Source organism: Neorhizobium petrolearium (genome assembly GCF_029854435.1).
Classification (GTDB): domain Bacteria; phylum Pseudomonadota; class Alphaproteobacteria; order Rhizobiales; family Rhizobiaceae; genus Neorhizobium; species Neorhizobium petrolearium.
Map to the genome: position 1 here is coordinate 136,500 of NZ_CP123002.1, position 23,726 is coordinate 160,225.

General features: G+C 59.8%; 28 protein-coding genes and 1 pseudogene. 19 read left to right on the plus strand and 10 right to left on the minus strand.

Annotated features, from left to right (window positions below):
- Window positions 1–14: 14 nt before the first annotated feature.
- Window positions 15–218: a cold-shock protein gene (locus tag QEO92_RS31835; RefSeq protein WP_113501754.1), complete on the minus strand. Its 204-nt coding sequence runs from the start codon at window positions 216–218 to the stop codon at window positions 15–17.
- A 380-nt stretch (window positions 219–598) separates the two neighbouring features.
- Between QEO92_RS31835 and QEO92_RS31840 the strand changes: the two genes are divergently transcribed.
- The gene (locus QEO92_RS31840) at window positions 599–736 is read left to right on the plus strand and encodes a hypothetical protein (protein WP_210057286.1); all 138 of its coding nucleotides are present in this window, start codon (window positions 599–601) and stop codon (window positions 734–736) included.
- A gap of 159 nt (window positions 737–895) precedes the next feature.
- Window positions 896–1,789 carry a GGDEF domain-containing protein gene (locus tag QEO92_RS31845; protein WP_210057305.1) on the plus strand — a complete coding sequence of 298 codons (894 nt, stop codon included), beginning with the start codon at window positions 896–898 and terminating at the stop codon, window positions 1,787–1,789.
- A 58-nt stretch (window positions 1,790–1,847) separates the two neighbouring features.
- Here the strand turns inward: QEO92_RS31845 and QEO92_RS31850 are convergent, their stop codons facing one another.
- Entirely contained in the window at window positions 1,848–2,438 is a 591-nt protein-coding gene (locus tag QEO92_RS31850) for an SOS response-associated peptidase (protein WP_210057307.1), read from the minus strand.
- 251 nt (window positions 2,439–2,689) lie between these two features.
- On the opposite strand from QEO92_RS31850, the gene QEO92_RS31855 reads away from it, so the two are divergent.
- On the plus strand, window positions 2,690–3,196 hold the full coding sequence (locus tag QEO92_RS31855) for an SOS response-associated peptidase family protein (RefSeq protein ID WP_210057309.1): 507 nt from the start codon (window positions 2,690–2,692) through the stop codon (window positions 3,194–3,196).
- A gap of 108 nt (window positions 3,197–3,304) precedes the next feature.
- Complete coding sequence (locus QEO92_RS31860; RefSeq protein WP_210057311.1) at window positions 3,305–3,616, plus strand: DUF982 domain-containing protein; 312 nt, start codon at window positions 3,305–3,307, stop codon at window positions 3,614–3,616.
- On the opposite strand, the gene QEO92_RS31865 is transcribed toward QEO92_RS31860, so the two are convergent.
- Window positions 3,617–3,940, minus strand: coding sequence for a hypothetical protein (locus tag QEO92_RS31865; RefSeq protein WP_280107562.1), 324 nt, complete (start codon window positions 3,938–3,940; stop codon window positions 3,617–3,619).
- 282 nt (window positions 3,941–4,222) lie between these two features.
- Between QEO92_RS31865 and ligD (QEO92_RS31870) the strand changes: the two genes are divergently transcribed.
- Window positions 4,223–6,874, plus strand: coding sequence for a DNA ligase D (gene ligD / locus QEO92_RS31870; protein WP_210057315.1), 2,652 nt, complete (start codon window positions 4,223–4,225; stop codon window positions 6,872–6,874).
- Here the strand turns inward: ligD (QEO92_RS31870) and QEO92_RS31875 are convergent, their stop codons facing one another.
- Window positions 6,875–7,165 (minus strand): hypothetical protein, encoded by a 291-nt coding sequence (locus tag QEO92_RS31875; RefSeq protein WP_210057318.1) that lies wholly within the window; start codon window positions 7,163–7,165, stop codon window positions 6,875–6,877.
- Between the two features lie 96 nt (window positions 7,166–7,261).
- Window positions 7,262–7,534, minus strand: coding sequence for an usg protein (locus QEO92_RS31880; protein WP_113501746.1), 273 nt, complete (start codon window positions 7,532–7,534; stop codon window positions 7,262–7,264).
- Between the two features lie 282 nt (window positions 7,535–7,816).
- On the opposite strand from QEO92_RS31880, the gene groES reads away from it, so the two are divergent.
- From groES to QEO92_RS31905, 5 genes are all read left to right on the plus strand, one after another.
- Window positions 7,817–8,131, plus strand: a complete 315-nt coding sequence (gene groES / locus QEO92_RS31885) for a co-chaperone GroES (protein WP_112706434.1) — start codon at window positions 7,817–7,819, stop codon at window positions 8,129–8,131.
- A 53-nt stretch (window positions 8,132–8,184) separates the two neighbouring features.
- The gene (gene groL / locus QEO92_RS31890; protein WP_112706433.1) at window positions 8,185–9,813 is read left to right on the plus strand and encodes a chaperonin GroEL; all 1,629 of its coding nucleotides are present in this window, start codon (window positions 8,185–8,187) and stop codon (window positions 9,811–9,813) included.
- A 91-nt stretch (window positions 9,814–9,904) separates the two neighbouring features.
- On the plus strand, window positions 9,905–10,327 hold the full coding sequence (locus QEO92_RS31895) for a hypothetical protein (protein WP_112706432.1): 423 nt from the start codon (window positions 9,905–9,907) through the stop codon (window positions 10,325–10,327).
- A gap of 89 nt (window positions 10,328–10,416) precedes the next feature.
- The gene (locus tag QEO92_RS31900; RefSeq protein ID WP_112706431.1) at window positions 10,417–11,511 is read left to right on the plus strand and encodes a glycosyltransferase family 4 protein; all 1,095 of its coding nucleotides are present in this window, start codon (window positions 10,417–10,419) and stop codon (window positions 11,509–11,511) included.
- A gap of 16 nt (window positions 11,512–11,527) precedes the next feature.
- Window positions 11,528–13,738 (plus strand): amylo-alpha-1,6-glucosidase, encoded by a 2,211-nt coding sequence (locus tag QEO92_RS31905; RefSeq protein WP_210057320.1) that lies wholly within the window; start codon window positions 11,528–11,530, stop codon window positions 13,736–13,738.
- A 43-nt stretch (window positions 13,739–13,781) separates the two neighbouring features.
- Here the strand turns inward: QEO92_RS31905 and QEO92_RS31910 are convergent, their stop codons facing one another.
- Complete coding sequence (locus QEO92_RS31910) at window positions 13,782–14,006, minus strand: hypothetical protein (RefSeq protein WP_112706429.1); 225 nt, start codon at window positions 14,004–14,006, stop codon at window positions 13,782–13,784.
- A gap of 227 nt (window positions 14,007–14,233) precedes the next feature.
- Between QEO92_RS31910 and QEO92_RS31915 the strand changes: the two genes are divergently transcribed.
- From QEO92_RS31915 to QEO92_RS31940, 6 genes and pseudogenes are all read left to right on the plus strand, one after another.
- Complete coding sequence (locus QEO92_RS31915) at window positions 14,234–14,710, plus strand: Hsp20 family protein (RefSeq protein ID WP_112706428.1); 477 nt, start codon at window positions 14,234–14,236, stop codon at window positions 14,708–14,710.
- A gap of 96 nt (window positions 14,711–14,806) precedes the next feature.
- Window positions 14,807–15,316, plus strand: coding sequence for an Hsp20/alpha crystallin family protein (locus QEO92_RS31920; RefSeq protein WP_112706427.1), 510 nt, complete (start codon window positions 14,807–14,809; stop codon window positions 15,314–15,316).
- Between the two features lie 71 nt (window positions 15,317–15,387).
- Complete coding sequence (locus QEO92_RS31925) at window positions 15,388–16,143, plus strand: NADH dehydrogenase ubiquinone Fe-S protein 4 (RefSeq protein WP_112706426.1); 756 nt, start codon at window positions 15,388–15,390, stop codon at window positions 16,141–16,143.
- Window positions 16,144–16,151: 8 nt separating this feature from the next.
- Window positions 16,152–16,475, plus strand: a complete 324-nt coding sequence (locus tag QEO92_RS31930; protein WP_112706437.1) for a DNA-directed RNA polymerase subunit omega — start codon at window positions 16,152–16,154, stop codon at window positions 16,473–16,475.
- A 33-nt stretch (window positions 16,476–16,508) separates the two neighbouring features.
- Window positions 16,509–16,874 (plus strand): annotated as a pseudogene (locus tag QEO92_RS31935) (SPW repeat protein).
- Between the two features lie 97 nt (window positions 16,875–16,971).
- Window positions 16,972–18,357, plus strand: coding sequence for a DegQ family serine endoprotease (locus tag QEO92_RS31940; RefSeq protein ID WP_112706424.1), 1,386 nt, complete (start codon window positions 16,972–16,974; stop codon window positions 18,355–18,357).
- Between the two features lie 110 nt (window positions 18,358–18,467).
- Here the strand turns inward: QEO92_RS31940 and ligD (QEO92_RS31945) are convergent, their stop codons facing one another.
- Genes ligD (QEO92_RS31945) through ku (QEO92_RS31955) form a run of 3 tightly spaced genes read right to left on the minus strand, consistent with a single transcriptional unit; the run spans window position 18,468 to window position 21,256 of the window.
- A complete protein-coding gene (gene ligD / locus QEO92_RS31945; protein ID WP_112706423.1) occupies window positions 18,468–19,520 on the minus strand; it encodes a non-homologous end-joining DNA ligase in 1,053 nt (350 codons plus the stop codon).
- Between the two features lie 2 nt (window positions 19,521–19,522).
- A complete protein-coding gene (gene ku, locus QEO92_RS31950) occupies window positions 19,523–20,344 on the minus strand; it encodes a non-homologous end joining protein Ku (RefSeq protein WP_210057323.1) in 822 nt (273 codons plus the stop codon).
- Between the two features lie 12 nt (window positions 20,345–20,356).
- Window positions 20,357–21,256: a non-homologous end joining protein Ku gene (gene ku / locus QEO92_RS31955; protein WP_210057325.1), complete on the minus strand. Its 900-nt coding sequence runs from the start codon at window positions 21,254–21,256 to the stop codon at window positions 20,357–20,359.
- 199 nt (window positions 21,257–21,455) lie between these two features.
- Between ku (QEO92_RS31955) and QEO92_RS31960 the strand changes: the two genes are divergently transcribed.
- From QEO92_RS31960 to QEO92_RS31970, 3 genes are all read left to right on the plus strand, one after another.
- Entirely contained in the window at window positions 21,456–21,638 is a 183-nt protein-coding gene (locus QEO92_RS31960) for a hypothetical protein (protein WP_210057327.1), read from the plus strand.
- Between the two features lie 161 nt (window positions 21,639–21,799).
- Window positions 21,800–22,258, plus strand: a complete 459-nt coding sequence (locus QEO92_RS31965) for a transposase (protein ID WP_210057329.1) — start codon at window positions 21,800–21,802, stop codon at window positions 22,256–22,258.
- Window positions 22,259–22,993: 735 nt separating this feature from the next.
- Window positions 22,994–23,188, plus strand: coding sequence for a hypothetical protein (locus QEO92_RS31970; RefSeq protein ID WP_210057331.1), 195 nt, complete (start codon window positions 22,994–22,996; stop codon window positions 23,186–23,188).
- Between the two features lie 252 nt (window positions 23,189–23,440).
- On the opposite strand, the gene QEO92_RS31975 is transcribed toward QEO92_RS31970, so the two are convergent.
- Entirely contained in the window at window positions 23,441–23,653 is a 213-nt protein-coding gene (locus QEO92_RS31975; RefSeq protein ID WP_210057333.1) for a hypothetical protein, read from the minus strand.
- Window positions 23,654–23,726: the final 73 nt, after the last annotated feature.

Consider the following 23,726-nt stretch of genomic DNA (forward strand, 5'->3'; position numbering starts at 1 on the left):
GCACTGGAGCCGGATCAAAGCACGCTGACGTTCTCAGCCTTCGATTTTCCGGTCTTCCGGTCCTGGCCCAGATCGTAGCTTACCTTCTGACCTTCCCGCAGAAGATCGCCATACTGCACGGCTGAGACATGCACGAAAACATCCGCTCCGCCGTTCTCAGGGGTGATGAACCCAAAGCCTTTGTCTGTATTGAAAAATTTCACGGTTCCGGTCGGCATGAAAGCTCCTGATCAATGCGCGGCGACTTTCCGCGATTGGAACCTATAGCTGATTTGGCGTCCCATCAATGGCTTGTATATTTGCCGCTAAACATCAATACGCACCTGATCCAGGCGCTGCTCGGCAACTGAGCAAGCTTCAGGCACTTGTCGTCCCTGACGATACCGGTGAGGTTTTTGCCGGTTTGCTGGACAGGCTTGAGCAAGCCGAATGCCGCCTCGCGACAGAACGTTCTATCTCCCGCGGCCACTCACCCAACACGGTTTCCGCCTGAGTTGCCGCTCAAACGATGCGTCGGCTTTGAAGGCAATAAAAAAGGCCGGGGCGAAATCGCACCGACCTTCCTCATCATCGCTTACTCACCAGTGCCAGTACATCCGTGGTCAAAAGTCTCGAAGCGACGGCGGCGATTGCGAGCGGCGAATTCATTTCAGCGCTCATCAGCAATGCCGATGTGCTGGATATAGACAGCCAATGTGTTGAAAAGAAGTTCACAGATACCAGCACGGCTGAATGACACCGGCGGCTTCGCCGTCCGCTCTTTACGACGTGGTCCGGTTCCTGGGTCTGTTGACGTTTCCGTAAGCACTGGCCACGCCTTTGCTTGCTGTCGTTGGCCCTTTTCCCATAGGTTTCCTGCGCCATGTAGTCCCGAGGTAACCAGGCGGGGTTCGATATGGACGAGATCGTCAAACAGCTTCTCCACCTTTCTGCGCGCACCGAAACCCTCATTGCGATCTATGATGGCGATGACCGGCTGCGGTATGCCAACAACGCATTCCGTTCCGCCTATTTCATCGAGCCCGATGAAACTCCTCTATGGCCGGATCTCATGCGACGGAATTTCGAGCTGGGGCGGGGGACGGCCATCCGAGCGAATTTCGAAGACTGGTTGCGATCGACGCAGTCGCGGCGCGGCAAGATCGGCTATCGGGCTTTCGAGACGGATCTGATCGACGGTCGCTGGTTCTGGATGACGGAGACGATCGAGAAGAACGGCTGGATGCTGTGCATCGCGAGCGACATTACCACCTTACGCGCCAAAGGCAGGAGCGTCCGGCAAGATCGCGATCAGGCGATCAAGGCCTCTCAGACGGACGAACTGACCGGCGTCGCCAACCGCCGCTTCGTGATGGCACGTATCGAGGACATGCTGGTAGCCGCGCAACATGGGAACGAAGGATGCCTGGCCGTGTTCGATATCGACAATTTCAAGTACATCAACGATCGGCTCGGCCACCACGCCGGAGATCTCGTCCTGCGCGACTTCGCTCACCGCATTCATCAAAACGTTCGCCGCACCGACTGTTTTGGGCGCGTTGGCGGAGAAGAGTTCATTCTGGTGATGCCGGAAACAGGATCCGAGGAATCTATCGCCATTGTGGAGCGCATGTTGAGCGTGATCCGGTTCTCCCGCCCGCTGCCTGAATCTCCCGACTTCAGCTACACGTGCTCGGCGGGCATCGCCGTCTGCCAGCCGGAAGACAACGTTTCGGATCTTTATCGGCGCGCCGATCAGGCGCTCTATTCAGCCAAAATGAGCGGTCGGGACAGGGTACGTGCGGCCTAAGGATGATCGCCGGTAGGGAAGGCCGCAATGCAGGCGAGAACAAGGACCGTCAACCGGATCAGGCGACCTGCTCGACGTGCAGCGTACCCAATGCCAGTGGCTTGATCAGGGTTTTTGCCGAAATCGACGGATTGAGCCAGTCCGCCCAGGCGCTGCGGTCCAGAATGACGATCTGCCGGTCGTGATAGGGCGAAATGTCGGGACCAGGAGGCATAGTCAGCATGGTGAAGGCCTCTCCGACTTCCGGCGTCTGCCGCCAGATGCCGGCGATGCAGAAGATCGGTTCATCCTTCTTGGTGAACAGCCATTTGTCCTTGCGCTTCTTCGACTTGTCTTCGGGATCCGTAAACTCATAAAAGCCGTCGGCGACAATCAGGCATCGGTTCGACCCGAACTCACGTCCCTCCGAGCGAAAATTATAGACCGGCCGCTTGTTGGGTCCGGGCCAGCTCCAGCGCCGCTGCACCATATCAGCCTCACCAGCGGCGCCGTCAATTGTCCGGATGATCGGCGCGGTATCGGTGATCTTGATGTCCTCCCGCGCCTGGACGTTGGGCACGCCTTCCGAGAACCGGATCTTGATCTTCAGGTCGGCGAAATCCTCGGCGATCGCGGCGGCATCCACCATCAATCTATAATCATTGCACATGTTTCCTCCGTCGCGCCGCGGGTTGCTTCAGTCACGTCACGCCGCTCCAGGTGCGGCAGATGCTCGCCTTGATCTCGCTCGAACCGAACGAGCAGTTCCTCGGCCTCGTTCTTTGGCAATCGCCACCCGGCCGAGCTTGTGACGTTCGGTCTCATCGGAGCGCATCCTGCCACGCTAACAGGTCCTGGCTTACTCCTCAAACCGTGACCATGTTTGCATCTCAATCATGTTCCTGATATGTTCTTCTCGTTATGGACGTGAAGCTATTCGATCCCGAAGCGTCACTTGAAGAACGCCGTCTTGTGATCAGACGTTCCGGTGACGAGATTGAGATGGTGGAATTGCCATGGGGCCTTCAGCCGTCCGAGACGAGCGGCAGCCCCTTCACGGTGGTTCGTGCCGAGGGCAGACGTTTTCCGACGCACCGATGTCTCATTCCCGCTTCCGAATTCCGGCACAGGAGCCGCGGCAAAGGCTATCGCTTCTCTCTCGCCAGCAGCGACTGGTTCTACTTCGCCGGCATCTGGCGGCCCAAGACGCGGGATTGGCCGGAAGCCTATGCGATCCTGACGATCGAATCGAACGCCGATATCGCGCCATTCCATGATCGCCAGATGGCGGTTCTGCCAAGAAAGGACCGCATGGACTGGATTGATCTGATGCGCCGGGAAGAGGAGCTGCTGCGTCCCTTGCCTCCCGGAGCCTTCAAGATCTCGGAGGATCGCGCCGAGCCCGAGGAGGCGAGATTCGCCTTCTGAAGTGGCCGGCACGAGGGATTGCAGACTCAGTCGATGAGGTCCTTGAAGGCGTTCCGCGCCCTTACAATATCTATTTCAGGACCATTGGTGGCACGAAAGGAGGAAGAAATGCCGCTGAACGATGTTCCATGGACTCGACCAGTGACGATCCGGCTGCAATGCGGCCTGGAGCGCACCTTCATCGGCGTCTATGACGCCCTCGACTTTCTCGAGAACGAGTGGCCGTTGCGGCACGGGGAACGCCATGACAGGGCGGTGAAGGCCTGCCAGCGCGCTCTTAACGGCATCGTCCCTGCCGTCATCGCCCGCGAAGCTTTCATGGCGGCTTGCCTGGAGGCCGGGATGCCGGCTGTCATGGCTGCCTGGAAGACGAAGCCAGAAACTCAAGCGGTTCGGACCGCTCGTATGGCGGCCGTGTGATCAGGTACCGGCGACCCCGCCCAAGGCGGGGTCCCTCCCGGGAAACCCGTCCTGATTGCTGTGGTTGCCCATGTCAGGAACGGTCGAAATCTCACCAGCTCGTTCCTCGTCGATCGCCGTTGCTAGATGGTCTGTCGTCCGAGAGCGCTCCTGCAGCAAAGCGATATAGCGCCGGCGCATCTCCTGGATGCTGATTTCTCCCATGACCCAGAGCTCGACGATCGCCATATATTCGGGATCACCGTCGATCGGCGTTGCACGAGCGCGCGCTCGCGCGATGACGCGATCTGCGATCGACCTGCGCGTTTGTTCTGTCGTCACCATTCCCTCCGCCTCTGGCGTTCATGAGTCCCGGCTGATTTAGCAATCCCTTGACACCCGCACCACTTGAAATCGCAAGCTTCGACCACATCTAAGGCTCACTTCCCGTATCGATGGCCTGCTGCTCGACGACCTTCGTCGGCGTTCGAGGCTGTCCGGGTTTGAAGAAAGGGCGCTCCCCAATTGGGTTGAGCGCCCTTTCTGTTTCAGACCGGCGATGTCGGGCATGGAACCGGAAGCTCCCGCGCCGCATTCCGCTTTCTGGACTTCTTTTCGAGAACAGCGATGGCCAGCGACAAGCTTTCGACCTACCGATCCAAACGCGATTTTAAGAAGACGGCCGAGCCGAGCGGCGAGAAACAGATCACCCGCAGCAACCGCCGGCGTTTCGTCATCCAGAAACATGACGCCACCCGGCTGCACTACGACCTGCGGCTCGAGCTTGACGGGGTCTTCAAGAGCTGGGCGGTCACCAAGGGACCGTCGCTCGACCCGCACGACAAGCGACTTGCCGTCGAGGTCGAGGATCATCCGCTCGACTACGGCGATTTCGAAGGCACGATTCCGAAAGGCCAATATGGTGGCGGAACGGTGATGCTCTGGGACCGGGGCTATTGGGAGCCTGAAGGCAAAAAGAGTCCGGAACAGGCTCTCGCGAAAGGCGATTTGAAGTTCACGCTGGACGGCGAGCTGCTCCATGGCAGTTTCGTGCTTGTGCGGATGCGCAATGATCGTGAGCGCGGCAAACGGACCAACTGGCTGCTGATCAAGCATCATGATGATTATTCCGTTGAGGACAACGGCGCGGCGATCCTGGAGGAGAATGCGAAGTCAGTCGCCTCCGGCCGCACGATGGAAATGATCGCTGCCGGCAAGGGGCGAAAGCCCAAGCCGTTCATGGTCGAAGGCGGTAATGTCCAGGCCGATGCGGTCTGGGACAGTAACCAGGGTCTTGCCGCTGCTGAGCGAAAGGCCGCGGCTCGCGATGACGATGAACGGGATACCGTCACGTCTGTCGACCTGCCCGATTTCATCCCGCCGCAGCTCTGCGAGACGCTGGAACGCCCGCCGGCCGGCGCCGGCTGGATCCATGAGATCAAATTCGACGGATACCGTATCCAGATGCGCGTTCTCGACGGCGAAGTCACGTTGAAAACCCGTAAGGGCCTCGACTGGACCGCCAAATATCCCGAGATCGCCGATGCTGCTTCGGGCCTTTCGGATTGCATCATCGATGGTGAGATCTGCGCGCTTGACGAAAACGGTGCGCCGGACTTCGCGGCCCTGCAGGCCGCGCTGTCGGAAGGCAAGACGGGCGATCTCGTCTACTTCGCCTTCGATCTCCTCTATGACGGTGGGGAAGACCTGCGCTCCCAGCCGCTCGTGGAGCGGAAAGCCCGGTTGCAGACGCTGCTTTCGGATGCCGGGAACGATCCCCGCATCCGCTATGTCGAGCACTTCGAGACCGGCGGCGACGCCGTGCTACGCTCGGCCTGTAAACTATCGCTGGAAGGCATCGTCTCGAAACAGGCGGATGCGCCCTATCAGTCGGGACGTACCGAAACCTGGGCGAAATCGAAATGCCGCGCCGGCCATGAAGTGGTGATCGGCGCCTATGCCACGACCAACGGCAAATTCCGCTCGCTGCTCGTGGGCGTCTTCCGCGGCGATCATTTCGTCTATGTCGGCCGCGTCGGCACTGGATATGGGGCGCAGAAGATAGCGAGCCTGCTGCCGAAGCTGAAGGCGTTGGAGACGACGAAGTCGCCATTCACCGGGATCGGCGCCCCGAAAAAGACTGCGGACGTCACCTGGCTGAAGCCGGAGCTGGTCGCGGAAATCGAGTTCGCCGGCTGGACGGCGGACGGCCTTGTTCGTCAGGCCGCCTTCAAGGGCCTGCGCGAGGACAAACCCGCCAAGGAAGTGGAAGCCGAACAGCCTGCGAGCGTCACGAAGGCCGAGGTCCCTGAGCCGGCGGCGCCTGAACCTCCCGAAAAACCCATCCGACGCAAAGGCTCAAAAGTGGATGTCATGGGTGTCTTGATATCGAGCCCGGACAAGCCGCTCTGGCCCGACGCTGATGATGGTCAGCCTGTCACCAAGGAGGAGCTTGCCCATTATTACGAGGCGGTCGGTCCCTGGATGATCGACCATATCAAGGGGCGCCCCTGCTCGATCATCCGGGCGCCGGATGGGATTGCCGGCGAACAGTTCTTCCAGCGGCATGCCATGCCGGGACAGTCGAACCTGCTCGAACTTGTGAAAGTGTTCGGTGACAAGAAAGCGTATCTGCAGATCGACCGCATCGAAGGGCTGGTGGCCGTTGCTCAGACCGCCGCCCTTGAGCTGCATCCCTGGAATTGCGAACCGGGACAGCCCGAGGTTCCCGGCCGCCTCGTCTTCGATCTCGATCCCGGTCCCGACGTGCCGTTCTCGACGGTCGTCGCCGCTGCGCGCGAGATGCGCGACCGTCTGGACGAACTCGGCCTTATCAGTTTCTGCAAGACGACCGGCGGCAAGGGGCTGCATGTGGTGACGCCGCTCGCCGTCAACAGGCGCAAGCCGCTCGCCTGGCCCGAGGCGAAGGGTTTCGCCCACGATGTCTGCCAGCAGATGGCGCGCGAGAACCCGGACCTTTATCTCATCAAGATGACGAAGAGCCTCAGGAACGGGCGCATCTTCCTCGACTACTTGCGCAATGACCGCATGGCAACGGCAGTGGCGCCGCTGTCGCCGCGCGCCAGACCAGGCGCGACCGTGTCCATGCCGCTGACCTGGGCGCAGGTGAAGTCCGATCTCGACCCAAAGCGTTTCACCATCCGCACCGTGCCGGTACTACTGGCGAAGACAAGCGCATGGCAGGACTATCACGATGGTCAACGGTCGCTAGAACAGGCGATCAAGCGGCTGGCGAAGGAGATGAAACACGCGGCCTGATCAGTGCACAGCCATGCTCACCAGCGGGTAAGGATGAACTGTCTTGAACTGCGCGATCATCGCTGTGGCTTGCTGCAGCACACGCTCTGCATTTTGCGCATCGTCGCGCGCCAACTCGTCAGCATTGATGCGAAGCGCCTGCGCCATATTGGCGGAAAGCGCGGCAAAATGCTTGTTACCTTCGACAAAAGCTTCACGCGCTGTGCGCTCGAGGACCCGGGCAACGTCTACAAATACCTCTTCCCGTTCCTCAATGCTGAGGTCATTGCCAATGTTGATTTTCTCTTCCATTCCCGATCTCACTCCGAATAGACGTGCGATAGCGACCGAGCTCATCAAGCCTCGGCCGCGAAAGAGCTAGGGAAGGAAAAATCCGGATTCAAGACCTCAATGGAGCTTGAACTCGCCTTCGACACGGCGCCATTCGTTTGGCCCGATCAGACGCTGATGGGTGTAACGGACGGAATGCAAAGGGCCATCGAGACTCTCCTGCCAAAAGTCCAGGAACTTGTGCATTTCGGGAAAATCGGGAGCCAGATCGTAGTCCTGCCAAACATAGGTCTGCAGCACGGATTCGAAATCAGGAATGCGGTAGAGGATGTGAGCGGTGGTAAGACCGTAGCCGTTGAGCTGACGTTCCAGATCCGATGAAAATCGCATGCTTCATCTCCGTTTCATGACACTCTGAAGGTGGCGCAAAATTTCGCGGCCATCAACGGATTTTCCAACGCTGGACGCCACTTTGTTGTTCCTTTCCAGCATGTTAGCAGCATGAGATCGTGAGTGCTAATTTTTTCGTTTCGCCCTCTTGAAATCGAAAAATCTCAAAACCAGATCATTTCGCGCAAAAAGCTCGAAGAGAGGTTTTGCACCCGCCCGGACTGGTCATCCGGTCCGGCCAGGGGGAACAACGTCATCATTGTTTGTCCATTGGAGGAAAACATGTCGTTCCGACCGCTTCATGATCGCATTCTCGTCCGCCGGGTCGAATCCGAAGAAAAGACCAAAGGCGGCATCATCATCCCCGACACCGCCAAGGAGAAGCCGCAGGAAGGCGAGGTCATCGCCGTGGGTCCCGGTGCCCGCAATGAGGCCGGCCAGATCCAGGCGCTGGACGTCAAGGTCGGCGATCGCATCCTGTTCGGCAAATGGTCCGGCACCGAGATCAAGATCAACGGCGAAGATCTGCTGATTATGAAGGAAAGCGACGTCATGGGCATTGTCGAAGCCCAGGCCGAGCAGAAAAAGGCCGCCTGAACCATTCATCCACGACCATCAGTCAGATAGCTGCCTATTGAGGAGTTAAAGAAATGGCTGCGAAAGAAGTCAAGTTTCACACCGATGCCCGTGAGCGCATGCTGCGTGGGGTCGATGTGCTCGCCAATGCGGTGAAGGTCACCCTCGGCCCGAAGGGCCGCAACGTCGTGATCGACAAGTCCTTCGGCGCGCCGCGCATCACCAAGGATGGCGTATCGGTCGCCAAGGAAATCGAGCTGGAAGACAAGTTCGAAAACATGGGCGCCCAGATGCTGCGCGAAGTGGCATCGAAGACCAACGACCTTGCCGGCGACGGTACGACGACCGCCACCGTTCTGGCCCAGGCGATCGTCAAGGAAGGCGCGAAAGCGGTTGCCTCCGGCATGAACCCGATGGACCTGAAGCGCGGCATTGATCTTGCCGTCGATGCCGTCGTCAAGGAACTGAAGAACAACGCCCGGAAGATCACCAGCAATTCCGAAATCGCCCAGGTCGGCACCATCTCGGCCAATGGCGATTCCGAGATCGGCCGCTATCTCGCCGAAGCCATGGAGAAGGTCGGCAACGAAGGCGTCATCACCGTCGAGGAAGCAAAGACCGCCGAAACCGAACTCGAAGTCGTCGAAGGCATGCAGTTCGACCGCGGCTATCTCAGCCCGTATTTCGTCACCAACCAGGACAAGATGCGGGTCGAGCTGGAAGATCCCTATATCCTGATCCACGAGAAGAAGCTCTCGAACCTGCAGGCGATGCTCCCGGTTCTCGAAGCCGTCGTCCAGTCCGGCAAGCCGCTGCTCATCATCGCCGAGGACGTCGAAGGCGAAGCCCTTGCTACGCTTGTCGTCAACAAGCTGCGCGGCGGCCTCAAGATTGCCGCCGTCAAGGCTCCGGGCTTCGGCGACCGCCGCAAGGCCATGCTGGAAGACATCGCCATCCTGACGGGCGGCACTGTCATTTCCGAAGACCTCGGCATCAAGCTTGAAAATGTCACACTGAACATGCTGGGCCGTGCCAAGAAGGTGGCAATCGAGAAGGAAAACACGACCATCATCGACGGCGTCGGCTCGAAAACGGAAATCAACGGTCGCGTAGCGCAAATCCGCGCGCAGATCGAGGAAACCACTTCCGACTACGACCGCGAAAAGCTGCAGGAACGCCTTGCCAAGCTTGCCGGCGGCGTTGCCGTGATCCGCGTCGGCGGCTCGACCGAAGTCGAAGTCAAGGAAAAGAAGGACCGCGTCGATGATGCCCTTCATGCCACCCGCGCGGCGGTGGAAGAAGGCGTCCTGCCGGGCGGTGGCGTTGCGCTGCTGCGGGCCGTCAAGGCTCTCGACAATCTCGCCACCGCCAACCAGGACCAGAAGGTCGGCGTCGAGATCGTCCGCCGGGCGATCGAAGCTCCCGTGCGCCAGATCGCCGAAAACGCCGGCGCTGAAGGTTCGGTGATCGTCGGCAAGCTGCGCGAGAAGACCGAGTTCTCCTACGGCTGGAACGCACAGAGCGGCGAGTATGGCGATCTTTATGCCCAGGGCGTCATCGACCCGGCCAAGGTCGTCCGTACCGCACTCCAGGATGCCGCTTCGGTCGCCGGCCTGCTGGTCACGACGGAAGCCATGATTGCCGAAAAGCCCAAGAAGGAAGCCGCTCCGGCCCTGCCGGCCGGCGCCGGCATGGACTTCTAAACTGATCGAGGAGGCCCGCAGCGTCCGTCAGGGGCGGGCCTCCCCACCCATTCAACCAAGTTCCATCGGTCAAGATCAATGGAGCCAAGCCATGAGAAAGGAAAACATCAGGAATTCGGTACCGGAGCAAGCCACAGCCGCGATCAGCGCCGCGCATCTGCTTCACCCGGCCAAACATTTCGATCATCCTCGTGACGTGCTTGCCGCCGACGACATCGGCGACGACGAGAAGCGGGCCATTCTTGCCTCGTGGGCATCCGATATCTTTGCCATCGAGTCCATTCCGGCCCTTCGCCTTTATCCCGGCACGGATAAAGCCGTCTCCTACGACGAGATCATCGAAGCACTGAAGACTTTGGATAAAGACGATCAACACTCCGGAGAGCAAGGCTCGCCCGGTTCCTTCAATGTCCACAGGACCCATAGACGGCGACCGCAAATTCGCCGATCTGGCGGCCTTGGCCTGTGCAGCTACCGGAAAGGAGAGCGTCGCCGACAGCCATTCGAGATTTAGACATTCCATCTGACGTGTCGCGTGCCTCTTCGAGGACGCCGACCTGATTTTTACCGACGACTCTTTGCTCGATTGAGGAGGTTTTGCCGATGAAGATCGCTCAGATCGCACCGCTCGCCGAAAGCGTTCCGCCCAAGCTCTATGGAGGAACCGAGCGGATTGTTTCCTATCTCACCGAAGAACTTGTCGCCCAAGGCCATGACGTCACACTTTTTGCCAGCGGCGATTCCGTCACCGATGCCAGACTGGTGCCATGCTCGGACGTTGCGCTGCGGCTCAACCCGGCCGTCAGGGACCAACTGCCGCATCATGTCGTGATGCTGGAGGAGATCCGGCGACGGGCGCACGAATTCGATGTGCTGCATTTCCATATTGATCTCCTGCATTTTCCGCTGATTCGGCATTTTGCCGACCGCACGGTCACGACGCTGCACGGCCGGCTCGACTTGCCGGACCTCGAGCCCTTCTACAAGGCTTTTCCCGACATTCCGTTGGTATCCATCTCCAACGATCAGCGCCGCCCGATGCCGCCGGTCAATTGGTCCGGGACGGTCTATCACGGCCTGCCGGTCGACTTGCTGCCGTTTACGGAAAAGCCCAAAGGCAATTACCTTGCCTTTCTTGGACGGATATCGCCGGAAAAGCGGCCGGACCGCGCCATACAGATCGCTACGAAGGTCGGCATGCCGCTCAAGATCGCAGCCAAGATCGACAATGCCGACAAGGCCTATTGGGAAACTGTGATCGAGCCGATGGTCAAGAGCCATCCGAATGTCGAATTCGTCAGTGAGATCAACGAGCATCAGAAGGCAGCCTTCCTGGGCAATGCCGGCGCGCTCCTTTTCCCGATCGACTGGCCGGAACCATTCGGACTGGTCATGATCGAAGCCATGGCCTGCGGCACGCCCGTTATCGCCTTCCGATGCGGCTCGGTTCCCGAGGTGATCGACGAGGGCGTTTCCGGCGTGCTGGTGGACAGCGTTCAGGAAGCTGTGGAAAACATCGAATGGGCGTTGCGGCTCGATCGTCGCAAGGTCCGGGCCACTTTCGAAAAACGTTTCACAGCCGAACGCATGGCACGGGACTATGTCGACATCTATCGGCAGCTGCCCGGCACCCGGACGAAGGCCGCGCCGCTTCGTCGCGCCAACGGCCAGTCCCTCGATCTCCAAGTGGTAGCTTAGGAAAGCGGAGGCCGTCATGCCGATCGCTTCTGCAGGCAGCAATTCAGTCCCCGAGCCGACAGGCCAGGGGACGCCGATAGCGCAGTTCTTCATTCCCGCTGCCGCATCGCTGCAGGAGCGACGGCCGCGTACCCTGAAGCACGGCGATACCTTCGCCGTCTTCGACCACAATGGCGATGCGCTTTCCAGGCCCGGCAGCCCGGAAGGCCTCTTTCACCGTGATACGCGTTACCTCTCGCATCTCTATCTGACGATCAACAGCAAGCGGCCGATGTTGTTGTCATCGACGCTACGCGACGACAACGCGACACTGACTTGCGATCTCACCAATCCCGATCTCTTCGATGACAAGGGAAAGCTCGTTCTGGAGCATGACCTGATCCATCTGCGCAGATCCCGCTTCCTCTGGAATGCACGGTGTTACGAGCGATTGAGCGCGAGGAACTATGACGAGCAGCCGCGCCACGTGCGCCTCGGGATCGAGTTCGCGTCGGATTTCGCAGATCTTTTCGAAGTGCGGGGAACCGCGAGAGCCAGGAGGGGGCGGCATCTTCCCGCCGTCGTAGAGCAGAACGGTGTCCTTCTCTCTTATATCGGTTTGGACGATCGAAAGCGAACCACCCGGCTTTCCTTCGACCCGCAGCCGAACGAGCTCGGGAGCGGCCATGTCATTTATGATCTCCATCTGGCGCCGCACGAAACCAGATCGCTGTTCATCGAGGTTGCTTGCGACCAGACCCCCGCGGGTCGACCGAGCCACCGTTCCTTTTTCCTGGCCTTGCGGGATGCCCGTCGCGCCTTGCGTGCCTCGTCCTCGCGGGCGGCAACGATCGTCACGTCCAACGAGATCTTCAACGAGGTCGCGCGGCGCAGCGTCTCGGACCTTTACATGCTGATGACCGACAAGCCGGAAGGGCCATATCCTTATGCCGGCATTCCCTGGTTCAGCACGGTCTTCGGCCGCGATGCGCTCATTACCGCGCTTCAGACGCTCTGGCTCGATCCGCAGATCGCCCGCGGCGTACTGGGGCATTTGGCGGCCAACCAGGCCACAGAGGTCGATCCGGCCGCTGACGCCGAGCCCGGAAAAATTTTGCATGAGGTGCGCTATGGCGAGATGGCCGAACTCGGCGAGGTCCCCTTCCGCCGTTATTACGGCAGTATCGACTCGACGCCACTCTTCGTAATGCTGGCTGGCGAATACCTCAGGCGGACCGGCGATCTCGCCACCATCTATCGTCTTCTGCCGCATATAGAGGCGGCGCTGACCTGGATCGACGAACACGGCGACCGCGACGGCGACGGTTTCGTCGAATATGGGCGGCTGACGGAAGAAGGGCTGGTCAACCAGGCCTGGAAAGACAGCCACGACTCCGTCTTCCATGCCGACGGCACATTGGCGAAGGGACCGATCGCGATCGCCGAGGTTCAGGCCTACGTCTACGGCGCCTGGCAGGCGGCGGCCGAGATTTTCCGCGTGCTTGACCGGCCGGAACGTGCCGCGAACCTGCTGGCAAGAGCGGAGGGATTCCGCCGCGCCTTCGACGTCGCTTTCTTCGACAATGAACTCGGCACCTACGTCCTTGCGCTCGACGGAGACAAACGGCCCTGCCGGGTGCGATCCTCCAATGCAGGCCACGCGCTCTTCACCGGCGTAGCCTATCCGGAACGGGCGAAACAGGTTGCCCACACGCTGATGAGAGCGTCGTCGTTCTGCGGCTGGGGCATCCGAACCGTGCCTTCCACGGAGGCGCGTTACAATCCCATGAGCTATCACAACGGCTCGATCTGGCCGCACGACAACGCTCTGATCGCAAGCGGTCTGGCCCGGTATGGCTATCGAGCAGAAGCTGCGCGGATATTCGAGGGCCTGTTTGCGGCCTCAACCTATATCGACTTGCGTCGGCTTCCCGAACTTTTCTGCGGACTGCCGCGCCAACGCGCACAGGGGCCGACTTTCTATCCGGTCGCATGCTCCCCTCAGGCATGGGCTGCTGCGGCTCCGCTTTCGCTGCTGCAATCATGCCTCGGTCTCGATTTCGATCCGCATGGCTTGCAGATCAGCTTCAACGAGCCGGAACTTCCCGCCTTTCTCGACGAGGTTACCTTGCGGCATCTGCAGATCGGCAATGGCTTGGCCGACATTGCTCTTCGCCGCTCCGGTCGCCATGTAATGGTTGACGTGATCGACCGCAGGGGCGATGTCCGGGTGCTCACGACGGCATGAACCGGCTCGGCGATTGCACCGGCTGGCAACCTTGCCGACCAAGCTAATCGGCTTGCTCCTCCTCATCGGCGGTCAGCAGATCGACGAGCGCGGCCACCCTGCCTGCCGGCAGATGCCGCCCTTCGCCTATCAAGGCTTCGTCGTTGTTGGCCCATGCGAATGCCTCGGCGAGTTCAGCCTGCGTCGCACCCGTTGCCACGACCTCAGCAACCAACGTTTCATCGACAGGCCCAAGGACGGCGATGACGTCTCCGGAAGTCATTGTCATATCCGTTGCTCCTTTCTCGACTTATCCATATCTGCTCTCACACGAATCTGGTGACGCAAACGCAAAAATCAATTTTTTACGTCGGATAATTCCGCTCCTCTTGAAATAGCAACCCACTGAATTATATCAATATTGTTCGATTGCCAATGGGGATCGACAAGTCCAGGAGACGCCATGTGCTCTTGGCGTCTCCTTGTATCCATGTTGCTTACAAGGAGGATATGGCTATGAGGACAAACCTCGATTTTTCTCCCCTGTTCCGGTCGAGCATCGGTTTCGACCGAATGTTGAACGCCCTCGAGGCTGCAAGCCGCATCGAGACGATCGACAACTGGCCTCCGTATGACATCGTCAAGTCCGGCGAGGACGACTATCGCATTGCCATGGCAGTGGCGGGCTTCTCGCAAGACGAATTGGCGATTACCCAGGAGCAGAACATGCTCGTGGTCTCGGGTCAGAAGGCGAATGCTGAAGACGTGCAGTATCTGCATCGCGGCATTGCCGGCCGATCGTTCCAGCGCCGGTTCGAGCTCGCCGACCATGTCAAGGTCGTAGGTGCCGGCCTCGTAAATGGTCTGCTGACCATCGATCTCAAGCGCGAAATCCCGGAAGAGATGAAGCCGCGCCAGATCGAGATTTCGACCGACATGGCTCTGCCGAAGGCCGAGATGAAGCAGATCGAGGCCGAGAAACAGGCGGCTTAAGCCTCCCATCAGCGCAACACGCGCGCGAGGCGCCGGGCGATGCTCGGCGCCGGTGGGAAAGCTTTGCCAACTGAACCAACGGAAAGGAGAAGAAACATGAGTGTTCGTGATTTGATTCCCTGGAACCGCAACAATGGCAACCAGGTTCCGAGCATCCTGCGCGATGACGATCGTGATCCCTTCCTGTCGCTTCATCGCGAGGTAAACCGTCTGTTCGATGACGTCTTCCGCGGCTTCGGCTCCAGCCTGCCGTCCTTCGCAAACGGCTCCGCGTTCACTGCCGGCTGGCCGAATGTCGAGATCTCCGACACCGACAAGGAGATCAAGGTGACCGCCGAAGTGCCCGGCCTTGAGGAGAAGGACATCGAGGTCCTGCTCAACGACGGCGTCCTGACGTTGAGGGGCGAAAAGCGTTCTGAGACGGAAGACAAGGATCGCCAGTTCTCCGAACGCTATTACGGCCGATTCGAGCGCCGCATCCCGCTCGGTATCGAGGTCAAGGACGATCAGGTCGATGCGCGCTTCAAGAATGGTGTGCTGACCGTGACCTTGCCGAAGAGCGAAAAGGCGCAGTCGCAGGTCAAGCGCATCGCCATCAAAAGCTGATCGGTCCGATCTACCTGGCGGCCGGCCCTTGGCGGTCGCCAGTGTCCTTCGCCAACAGGGAGGGATGAACGATGGAGACTTCAAGAGAGACACACCACGAAATCACAATGCCGACTTCCGCTTCCCGCGCTTCGAACGACAATCTCCGCGGCCGGCTCTCTTTTGGGCGGTCATTGTTTCCCGAGGATGCCGTTGCTCGCATCTTTAAGCCATCTCCCTCAGTGACGACGTCAGGAACCGCGCGAGCACAAGGATGGCGGCTCGTCTTCGAGCGTCGCAGCGCACCCTTCATCGAGTCTTTGATGGGGGATACGGGCGGCCACGATACGCTCACACAGGTCGAGCTGGAATTTCCCACCCTTCAATCTGCCATTCGCTACGCCGAGCGGCAGGGCCTGAGCTACGTCGTGCAGAGGCGGGGGACGAAGCCGGCCAGGCGGACCAGGCAACCGTTGGTCCTGCGACCGAAGCGGACGTCTCATGCCTTCTCCGACACGACGCTGGAGCGGCTCGGCCTTTCGGCACTTCAGGACAGCTATGACCAGGCGCTCGACGGCGCAGCAACCCGCAATGACCCGTCCGGACCAGAAAGCTGGTCCTCAGCGATGGATGTTGTCAGCGACAGGACGTTGTCGCTCCAGGCCAAACGCTCGATCCTGATGAACTGGGCCTGGACGGAGTACCTGATCGACCAGGCCACCAACGAAGGCATGCCGGAGAACGCGCGTCCCTCGCGCCTCGATGAAGTCGACCAGGCGCTGCTTGCGCTCAAGCGGGAAGTGGAAGCCAGCCAGTCCGTTCCCGTGACCGATCGAAAAGCTGCATGAGGTGCCCCATGGATCCGCATGTCGTTTTCGATTGCCAGAAGATCCTGCCGAACAGATTTGCCCTGGCGCTCGCCGCGGCCGCCCGCAGCCGTGCGCTGAACCGCGGCGTGGAGCCAAGACTTGACCGGCAGGGCGTAAGTGCGAGCGAGCTTGCGTTGCTGGAGATTGCCAGTGGGGCGTTTGTTGAGGATGAACTGGCGCCATACCTGCTCCCATCGCCGGCAGGCGCACCTCTCGCGGCTGCTCCGTCCACCACACCCGAGTTTCGCGGCGACGGGCGTTCAAGCGCTGCCGCCGCACCCGTCTCCTGCCCGCAGGAGGCGGTCCATTGATGATGCCAACCAACCGATGAGGAGAAATGAACGATGCTGAAGTCCCTGCCTTCGAACAATCGGACGGCTTTCGATATCGTCAATATCGTTGCCGGTCTTGGTCTTCTGATCTAACCCTGGCTGCTCGGCTTTACCGCCGAGACCTATGCCGCCTGGAATGGCTGGATCGTCGGCGCGGCCGTCGCCCTGGTCGCCGTCGCCGCGCTCTACGCCTTTTATGAGGTGGAGGAGTGGGTCAACCTCGTGCTCGGTATATGGGCTGTGGTCGCTCCATGGGTCCTCGGCTTCTCAACCGTGACCGCAGCCATGTGGGCGCATGTCATTGCCGGCATTGTCGTCGCAGCGTTGGCTGCCGGCAGCATCTGGTTCAGCCATAACAGTCCACTCTCGACCGCATAAGCTGACGAAGAACGGGTCCGGACCTTCGGACCCGTTCTTTTTATGCCTTTCGTGCCTCGCGCCGGAAAGAAGAAAACCATCAATTCAGGAGCAACCGATGTTCGATCTCGCCCCGAGGCTTCGCACGATTGCCGCGTCCGCAGCCATCGCCGCCGGAGCCGTCCTGTTAACCGTCACCCCCGCCGTCGCGCAGACAGCAGGGCCGGCACCTTCGTCCACCAGCCTTCCGACACTGGCGCCGATGCTTGAGCATGTCACGCCGGCCGTGGTCAATATTGCTGTCGTCTCGCGTTCGTCGGTCGAGAGCAATCCCCTTTACAGCGATCCCAACTTTCGCCGCTTCTTCAATCTGCCGGAGCAGCAACCGCGCGCCAGGATGAGCGCGGGCTCGGGCGTTATCGTCGACGCCGTGAAAGGCTATGTGCTGACCAATCATCATGTCGTCGATGGCGGAACCGAAATCTCCGTCACCCTGAAGGATGGACGTCAGCTGCCCGCAAAACTCATCGGCAGCGACAAGGAGACCGACATCGCGCTGCTGCAGATCAAAGCGAAAAACCTCACGGCGATCCAAATAGGGGATTCCGATGCCCTCAAGGTGGGCGACTATGTCGTCGCTATCGGCAACCCCTTCGGGCTCGGCCAGACGGTGACTTCGGGCATCGTCAGCGCGCTCGGACGGAGCGGCTTGAACATCGAGGGCTATGAGGACTTCATCCAGACCGACGCCTCGATCAATCCCGGCAATTCCGGCGGTGCACTGGTGACGCTCGACGGCAAGCTGGTCGGCGTCAATACAGCGATCCTCAGCCCCGCCGGCGCCAATGTCGGTATTGGCTTTGCAGTCCCCAGCAGCATGGCGGTAACCGTGATGAACCAGTTGATTGCCCACGGCGAGGTTCAGCGCGGTAAGCTGGGCATCGGTATCCAGGATCTCACACCGGATCTGGCAGAAGCCCTCAAGCTCGGTGACCTGCGGGGCGCCCTGATTGCCAATGTCGAACCCGGCTCGTCGGCCGAGCGTGCAGGATTGAAGACCGGCGACGTGGTGACGGCGATCGACGGGCGACCTGTCCACGGCGCCACCGATCTCAGGAACCGCATCGGGCTGACCCCGGCAGGCAGCAAGATCCGGCTGACCGTGAAGCGTGGGGATGACGAGCAGGTTGTTGCCGCCACGATCGCAGCCGAAGATAAGGCCTCAGCAGATCTTTCCGGCACGGCGCTCGATGGTGCTAGAATGCGAGACGCGTTGGATGCCGAATCCGCTGAGGTTGGCGACTCCGGCGTGGTGATCGAAAGCGTGGCCTCTGGCAGCCCCGCAGCCCGTACCGGGCTTCGCGCTGGCGATATGATCGTTGCGGTGAACAGGGTTCCCGTCGGTTCCGTTTCCGACCTGCGACGGGTGATCGACGAGAAGCCCGCTATAGCGGCCCTTGAACTGATCCGCGATGGCGGCCGCTTGCTGGTGGTCGTGCGATAATGGGAGCGGTCGCATGGTGATGGACAGGAAGACACGTTTCGATGTCGGCTAATCCAAACGAGATATTTTCCAAAATAGCGGGAGGTTTGCATGGTCGCGAAATGGAATTGTCAGGGTTTGGCGGCCATGTCGAAGACTGCGGCATTGTCCTGGATCTCACGCAGGCCCTTATAGGAAGCATGCCGCAGGCTTCCGTCCCGCGTCCAGCCGCGGAACTCGATCTCAGCGATCAAGGTCGGCTGGGCGAACACCAGACGCTTGCCTTTAAGCGGCACCACCGGCTTGGTCGTCTTCAGCCGATCGAGCGTCTTCTTCAGATCATCCGCTTGCCTGCCGTTGAAGCCGGTTCCGACGGAACCGACATAGACCCAGTCGTAACCGCGCCGTCCGGCAAGCAGCAAGCTACCCAGGCCGCCACGGGCAGACTCCGATTGCTCGTAGCCGACGATCATGAAGCTCTCCGACTGCACGCATTTGATCTTGAGCCAGTCGCCGGTGCGCCCGCTGCGGTAGGGCCGATCCCGGTGCTTGGCGATGATGCCTTCCAAACCGATCTGGCAGGCGTGTTCGAGCAAGCTGTCGGCATCCAGCGTCAGTTCCTCGGACAGCCGAACGGTGCCGGCTTCTTCCGCCGGCACGACATCCTCGAGCAGGTGACGTCGCACCGACAGCTCTGTCCGTGTTAAATCGTGCCCGTCCAGATAAAGCAGGTCAAAGGCGTAGAGGATGGACTCGGTCGAGATGCGTTTTCCGCCACGGCCACCCAGCGAACGTTGCAGCGCCCCAAAGTCGGAGCGGCCTTGGTCGTCAAGCACGACAGCCTCTCCGTCCAGGATGGCGGTAGTTAAACCAAGTTTTTCAGCCGCATCCGCGATCGCCGGAAATCGGTGCGTCCAGTCGTGGCCGCCGCGGGTGATGATCCGAACGCTTTTCGGCTCGATGTGGATCGCCAACCGATAGCCGTCCCATTTTACCTCGTAAAGCCAGTCAGGCCCGACCGGCACTGTCGGTTTCAGGAGAGCAAGGCAAGGCTCGATGCGCGCCGGCATTTCGTCGAAGGGCAGGCTCGGCTGGTTCGCATCGCGTTTGCGGATCGGACGGGATTGGACGGAGGACGTCGATTCATCGAGCAGAGGGAGGGGTGGTCGGCGGGCGCGCAACATTGCTAATGCCTGCCTGACCGGTTTTCGGCATCCACGGACTTCCGCAGGGCATCCATGATATTGATGACGTTGTTCGGCGCCGCCGGTTCCGCCTTGTCCTTGTTCTTGGGCTTCGCCTTTGACGGCTTCTTCATCTGCTTCTTCTTCGCCTCGATGATGTCGAGAAGTTTGTCCTGGACCGGGTCGGAGACCATCTTCGGGTTCCAGTGCTGCGTCTGCTTCTTGATCAACTGCTGGACAAGCGGCATCATGTCGCCGTCGGCCGGCTCTTCGTCGACCCTTTCGAAATAGGTCTCGGGGTCACGGACCTCGTCGCCGTACCGCAGCGTCCAGAGCACGATACCCCTGCCGCGTGGCTCCAGCATGACAGCTCGCTCGCGGCGCGATATCACCAGCCGCGATATGCCGATCATGTTCTCGGCCGCCATCGCGTCGCGGATAACCGAAAATGCTTCCATGCCGACCGGATCGTCGGGCGAGAGATAATAGGGCGTGTCGAGCCAGATCCATCCGACACTGTCGCGTGGAGAGAAGACCTCGATATCGATCGTCTTGGTGCTGTCGAGCGCGACGTTTTCCAGCTCTTCGTCTTCGAGGATCACATACTCGTCCTCGCCGCGCTGATAACCCTTCACCTCGTCTTCGTCCTTCACCTCCTTGCCGGTGACGGCATCAACATAATGGCTGACGACGCGGTTCCGGGTTTCGCGGTTGAGGGTGTGGAAGCGGACCTTCTCGTTTTCCGAGGTCGCCGGCATCATCTGCACCGGGCAGGTGACGAGAGAGAGCTTGAGATAGCCTTTCCAGTAGGGGGGCAAAGCCATCTTGTCCTCCCGTCAGCTCGCACGACGCTGCGGTTGGCCGCCGGCCGCGCGGGATTTTGGAGCAGAAGCTCGTGCCGCCTTCTGTCTGCCCTTCCCAGCCTTGGCGCCGGCGACGGCGCGCTTCGTCTTGGCGGGGGCAGTCAAACCGGCGCTTTCGCGTAGCGCCTGCAGTAGGTCGCTGGGTTTGGACGCGGCCAGCGCTTTCTTCTTCGGTAGCGTACGGCCTTCGATCTTCGCCTTCACCAGCTCCGCGACCGCCTCTTCATAGCGATCGTCGAACTGCTTCGGATCGAATTCGCCCTTCTTGGTGTTGATGATATGCTTGGCGAGTTCAAGCATCTCGCCTTCGATCTTCAGGTCCGGCATCTCGTCGAAGGCTTTTTCCGAAGACCGGACCTCATAGTCGTAATTGAGGGTGGAGGCGATCAGACCTTTATCATGCGGGCGGATGAGGACGGTGCGCAGGCGACGGAAGAGCACGGTCTTGGCGATCGCCGCGACCTTGGCTTTTCTCATGCCGTCCCGGAGAAGCTTGTAGGCGTCGCCGCCCATCTTGTCTGGTGCGAGATAGTAGGACTTGTCGAAATAGACATCGTCGACTTCGTCACAGGGAATGAAGGCCTCGACCCTCAACGTCTTGTCGCTTTGAGGAATGGCGGCCGCCACCTCTTCCGGCTCGAGCACGACATAGCGGCCGTCCTCGATCTCGAACCCTTTGACCTGCTCGTCGCGCTCGACCGCATCGCCGGTTTCGCTGTCGACGAACTCGCGGCGGACGCGGTTGCCAGTCGCTTTGTTAATGGTGTGAAATGCGATCCGCTCCGACGTCGAGGCTGCCGTGTAGAGTGCCACCGGAAAGGCGACCTCTCCGAACTTGATGAAGCCTTTCCAATTCGCTCTCGGGGCAACCATGGTACTCGCACTCGCACGCAACCAATGCGAGTCAACCGAATCAGTGGTCGATTGTTCCGAGTCGAAACGAATCTAAATTCAAAGACTTACGGCGGCCGTGGCTCGCGTTCTGCGAGTCACGAACATGCTTTTGATTCGACGCATCTTTTTTGGTCGACATGCGTTTCTGATTTGCATGACAACCAGAAAGGATTGCGGCATGACCAAGAGAGATCTCATCGATACCGGCACCGACAAACGTTATGTCCGCCGAGACGAGAAGGGACAGTTCAAGGAAAGTGCCGACGTCGGCCGTTCCCTCTCGGCGGATCGTCGCCACAAGGCGAAACATGAAGCCAAGCCAGGTGAAGGCGATCGCGGCGATCGCCATAGTAGGAACTGAGAGGCGGTCGACCGGCCACGTGAAATGCGATGCGGAACCTTTGACTTAGCTTTTCCATCTGGCTAGCGTTCATCGCAGCCCATATAACCGAACCATTAGAACGGGACATTGACTCTTTGCCTCCTCTGACAGAAAAGCAGGTATCCAGATGAGGAAGATCCATGGCCGATGATGAAACTCAGACACCGCCGGATATAACGCCAACGGCTGAAGCTGAGCCAACGACCATAGCCGCTGCCAAAAGGGCTTCACGCGCGAGAAAGACAGGCGCCGCTAAGCCCCGTGCGGCAACATCCGCAGCGGCAAAATCGAAGAGACGCGGACTGACTGCTGAAGAAAAACAGCAGAAGATCGACCAGATCGAGGCGCAGGTTTCCGGTGGAGCCACGCTGAAGGATGCTGTCAAGACTGCGGGGATTTCCGACCAAACTTACTATCAGTGGAAGAAGGCCCTCATGCAGCCGGCTGTCCAGGATCTCACTGGAACAGCAGCCTCGGATGACGAAGAATGGGCCGAGTTCGTTGCGCTCGAGGAAGAAAACCGGCGGCTGAGAAAGCTTCTTTCCGAGAAGCTTCGAACAGAAAATGCCGAGCTCCGCAGGCGGCTTGGTTTGAAATGACGGAAGCCCGCATCGGCTTTGAACTTACGGCCATCCCTTTGGCCCTATCGGAACGAAACTAGCCCGATCATTCCCCCGATTTATTTAGTTCGAGTGGTTATAGATGAGAACTCCACGACGCAACTTCGTGGTTGAATATAAGACGAACCGTCGGCCAAAGGCGGGTCCAGCTTCAATCTGGGGCAACCTCGATTTGCAGGCCGTCGCGCGAGCGGTTGAAATAGACGGAGCTTTGCCTGCGATCGCACAAGAGGATGCGATCGCGGCGGAGACCCAGTCCAACGTCATCGAAGACGTTGGGCACGACGTCCTTAGCGGATCGACAACGCTTGCCGAAAACGCGCAGTCGCCCACCGATGCCGAAAGGATTAACATCGCCGAAAGTAGTTTGACAGAAGGTGAGCCGTCCCTCGCGCCAGCGGAAGAACCCAGACCTCGGCGCAGAGCCCGGAGATGGTCAGAACCCGTGGTAAATGTTGCCGATCAGAGTGGCGGCAAAGATCTGGCAAACTCTGAGGACGAACTCGCAGCTTTGGAGGCCGAGAACCGGCATCTGAAACATCTCCTGGGCGTGAGGCTACGCGAGGAGAACAAAAGACTCCACGCTATGCTGCGTCGGTTCGGCGGAAGCTCTTAAGGTTTCTCACGAGCTTTCCACCTAGATCAGGTTGTTCTGTCCGTCATCGGCCAAGCAATACGCACCTTGCCCAAAGTTTTGGAGAGCGCTAGCATTGGGTGCGCGGCCGTTTGCCTTCTGATGTTCATCTCAATCCCGACGATCTGGCTCTGCTGGAACGTGTTTTCGCCCAAGTCATACCCGAGCACGACACGCATCCCGACGAGCTCGCCATGCTCCTCGTATGCTTGTTTCAGGACGGGGTCCGCTCCGAGGCGGAGCTTCTGACCGCCGCGGAAAAGTGGTTTCGCTGATTTAGCTGAAGTCACATATCCTGCCGGTCTGGTAGAGGATGATCGGTTCGCTTTCCTCGCCAACGGCGGGATCCCCCTCACGCTTACAGACGACGACGCCGGCATGGAAGAGTGAGAGGTCACGAGCTTCTTCGACGGCGGAGACCTCATTGACCGCGGGACGAGGATTGAACGCCCTGATCGGTTGATCCAGGGTGTCAAGATCGAAGGCGAGCACAAAAACGACGTGAAGGCTCCTGGCATCGGCTTGCCTCAGGGCGATCCTCTCTGAGTTCGGTCGATATCTTGCTCCAGACCCTTCTTCAGCTTGGAACGGGTGTCAGTTTCGAGCTTCTCTTTCACACGCGCGATCTCGTCGTCGGCTACGTCGATCGGCTTGCCGCTGTCGTCCGGCAAGCCCTCGCCCGATTGGGCAATCGTTTCATCCTTGGGGCGGTCGTTCAGACCGTTGGTGATCTTGGACATGGCGTTCTCCCTTCGGAAGGAGAACTGGCAGGTTGGCCATTTGTGCCCGCACGTGGGGAAAAGAACCTGCTCC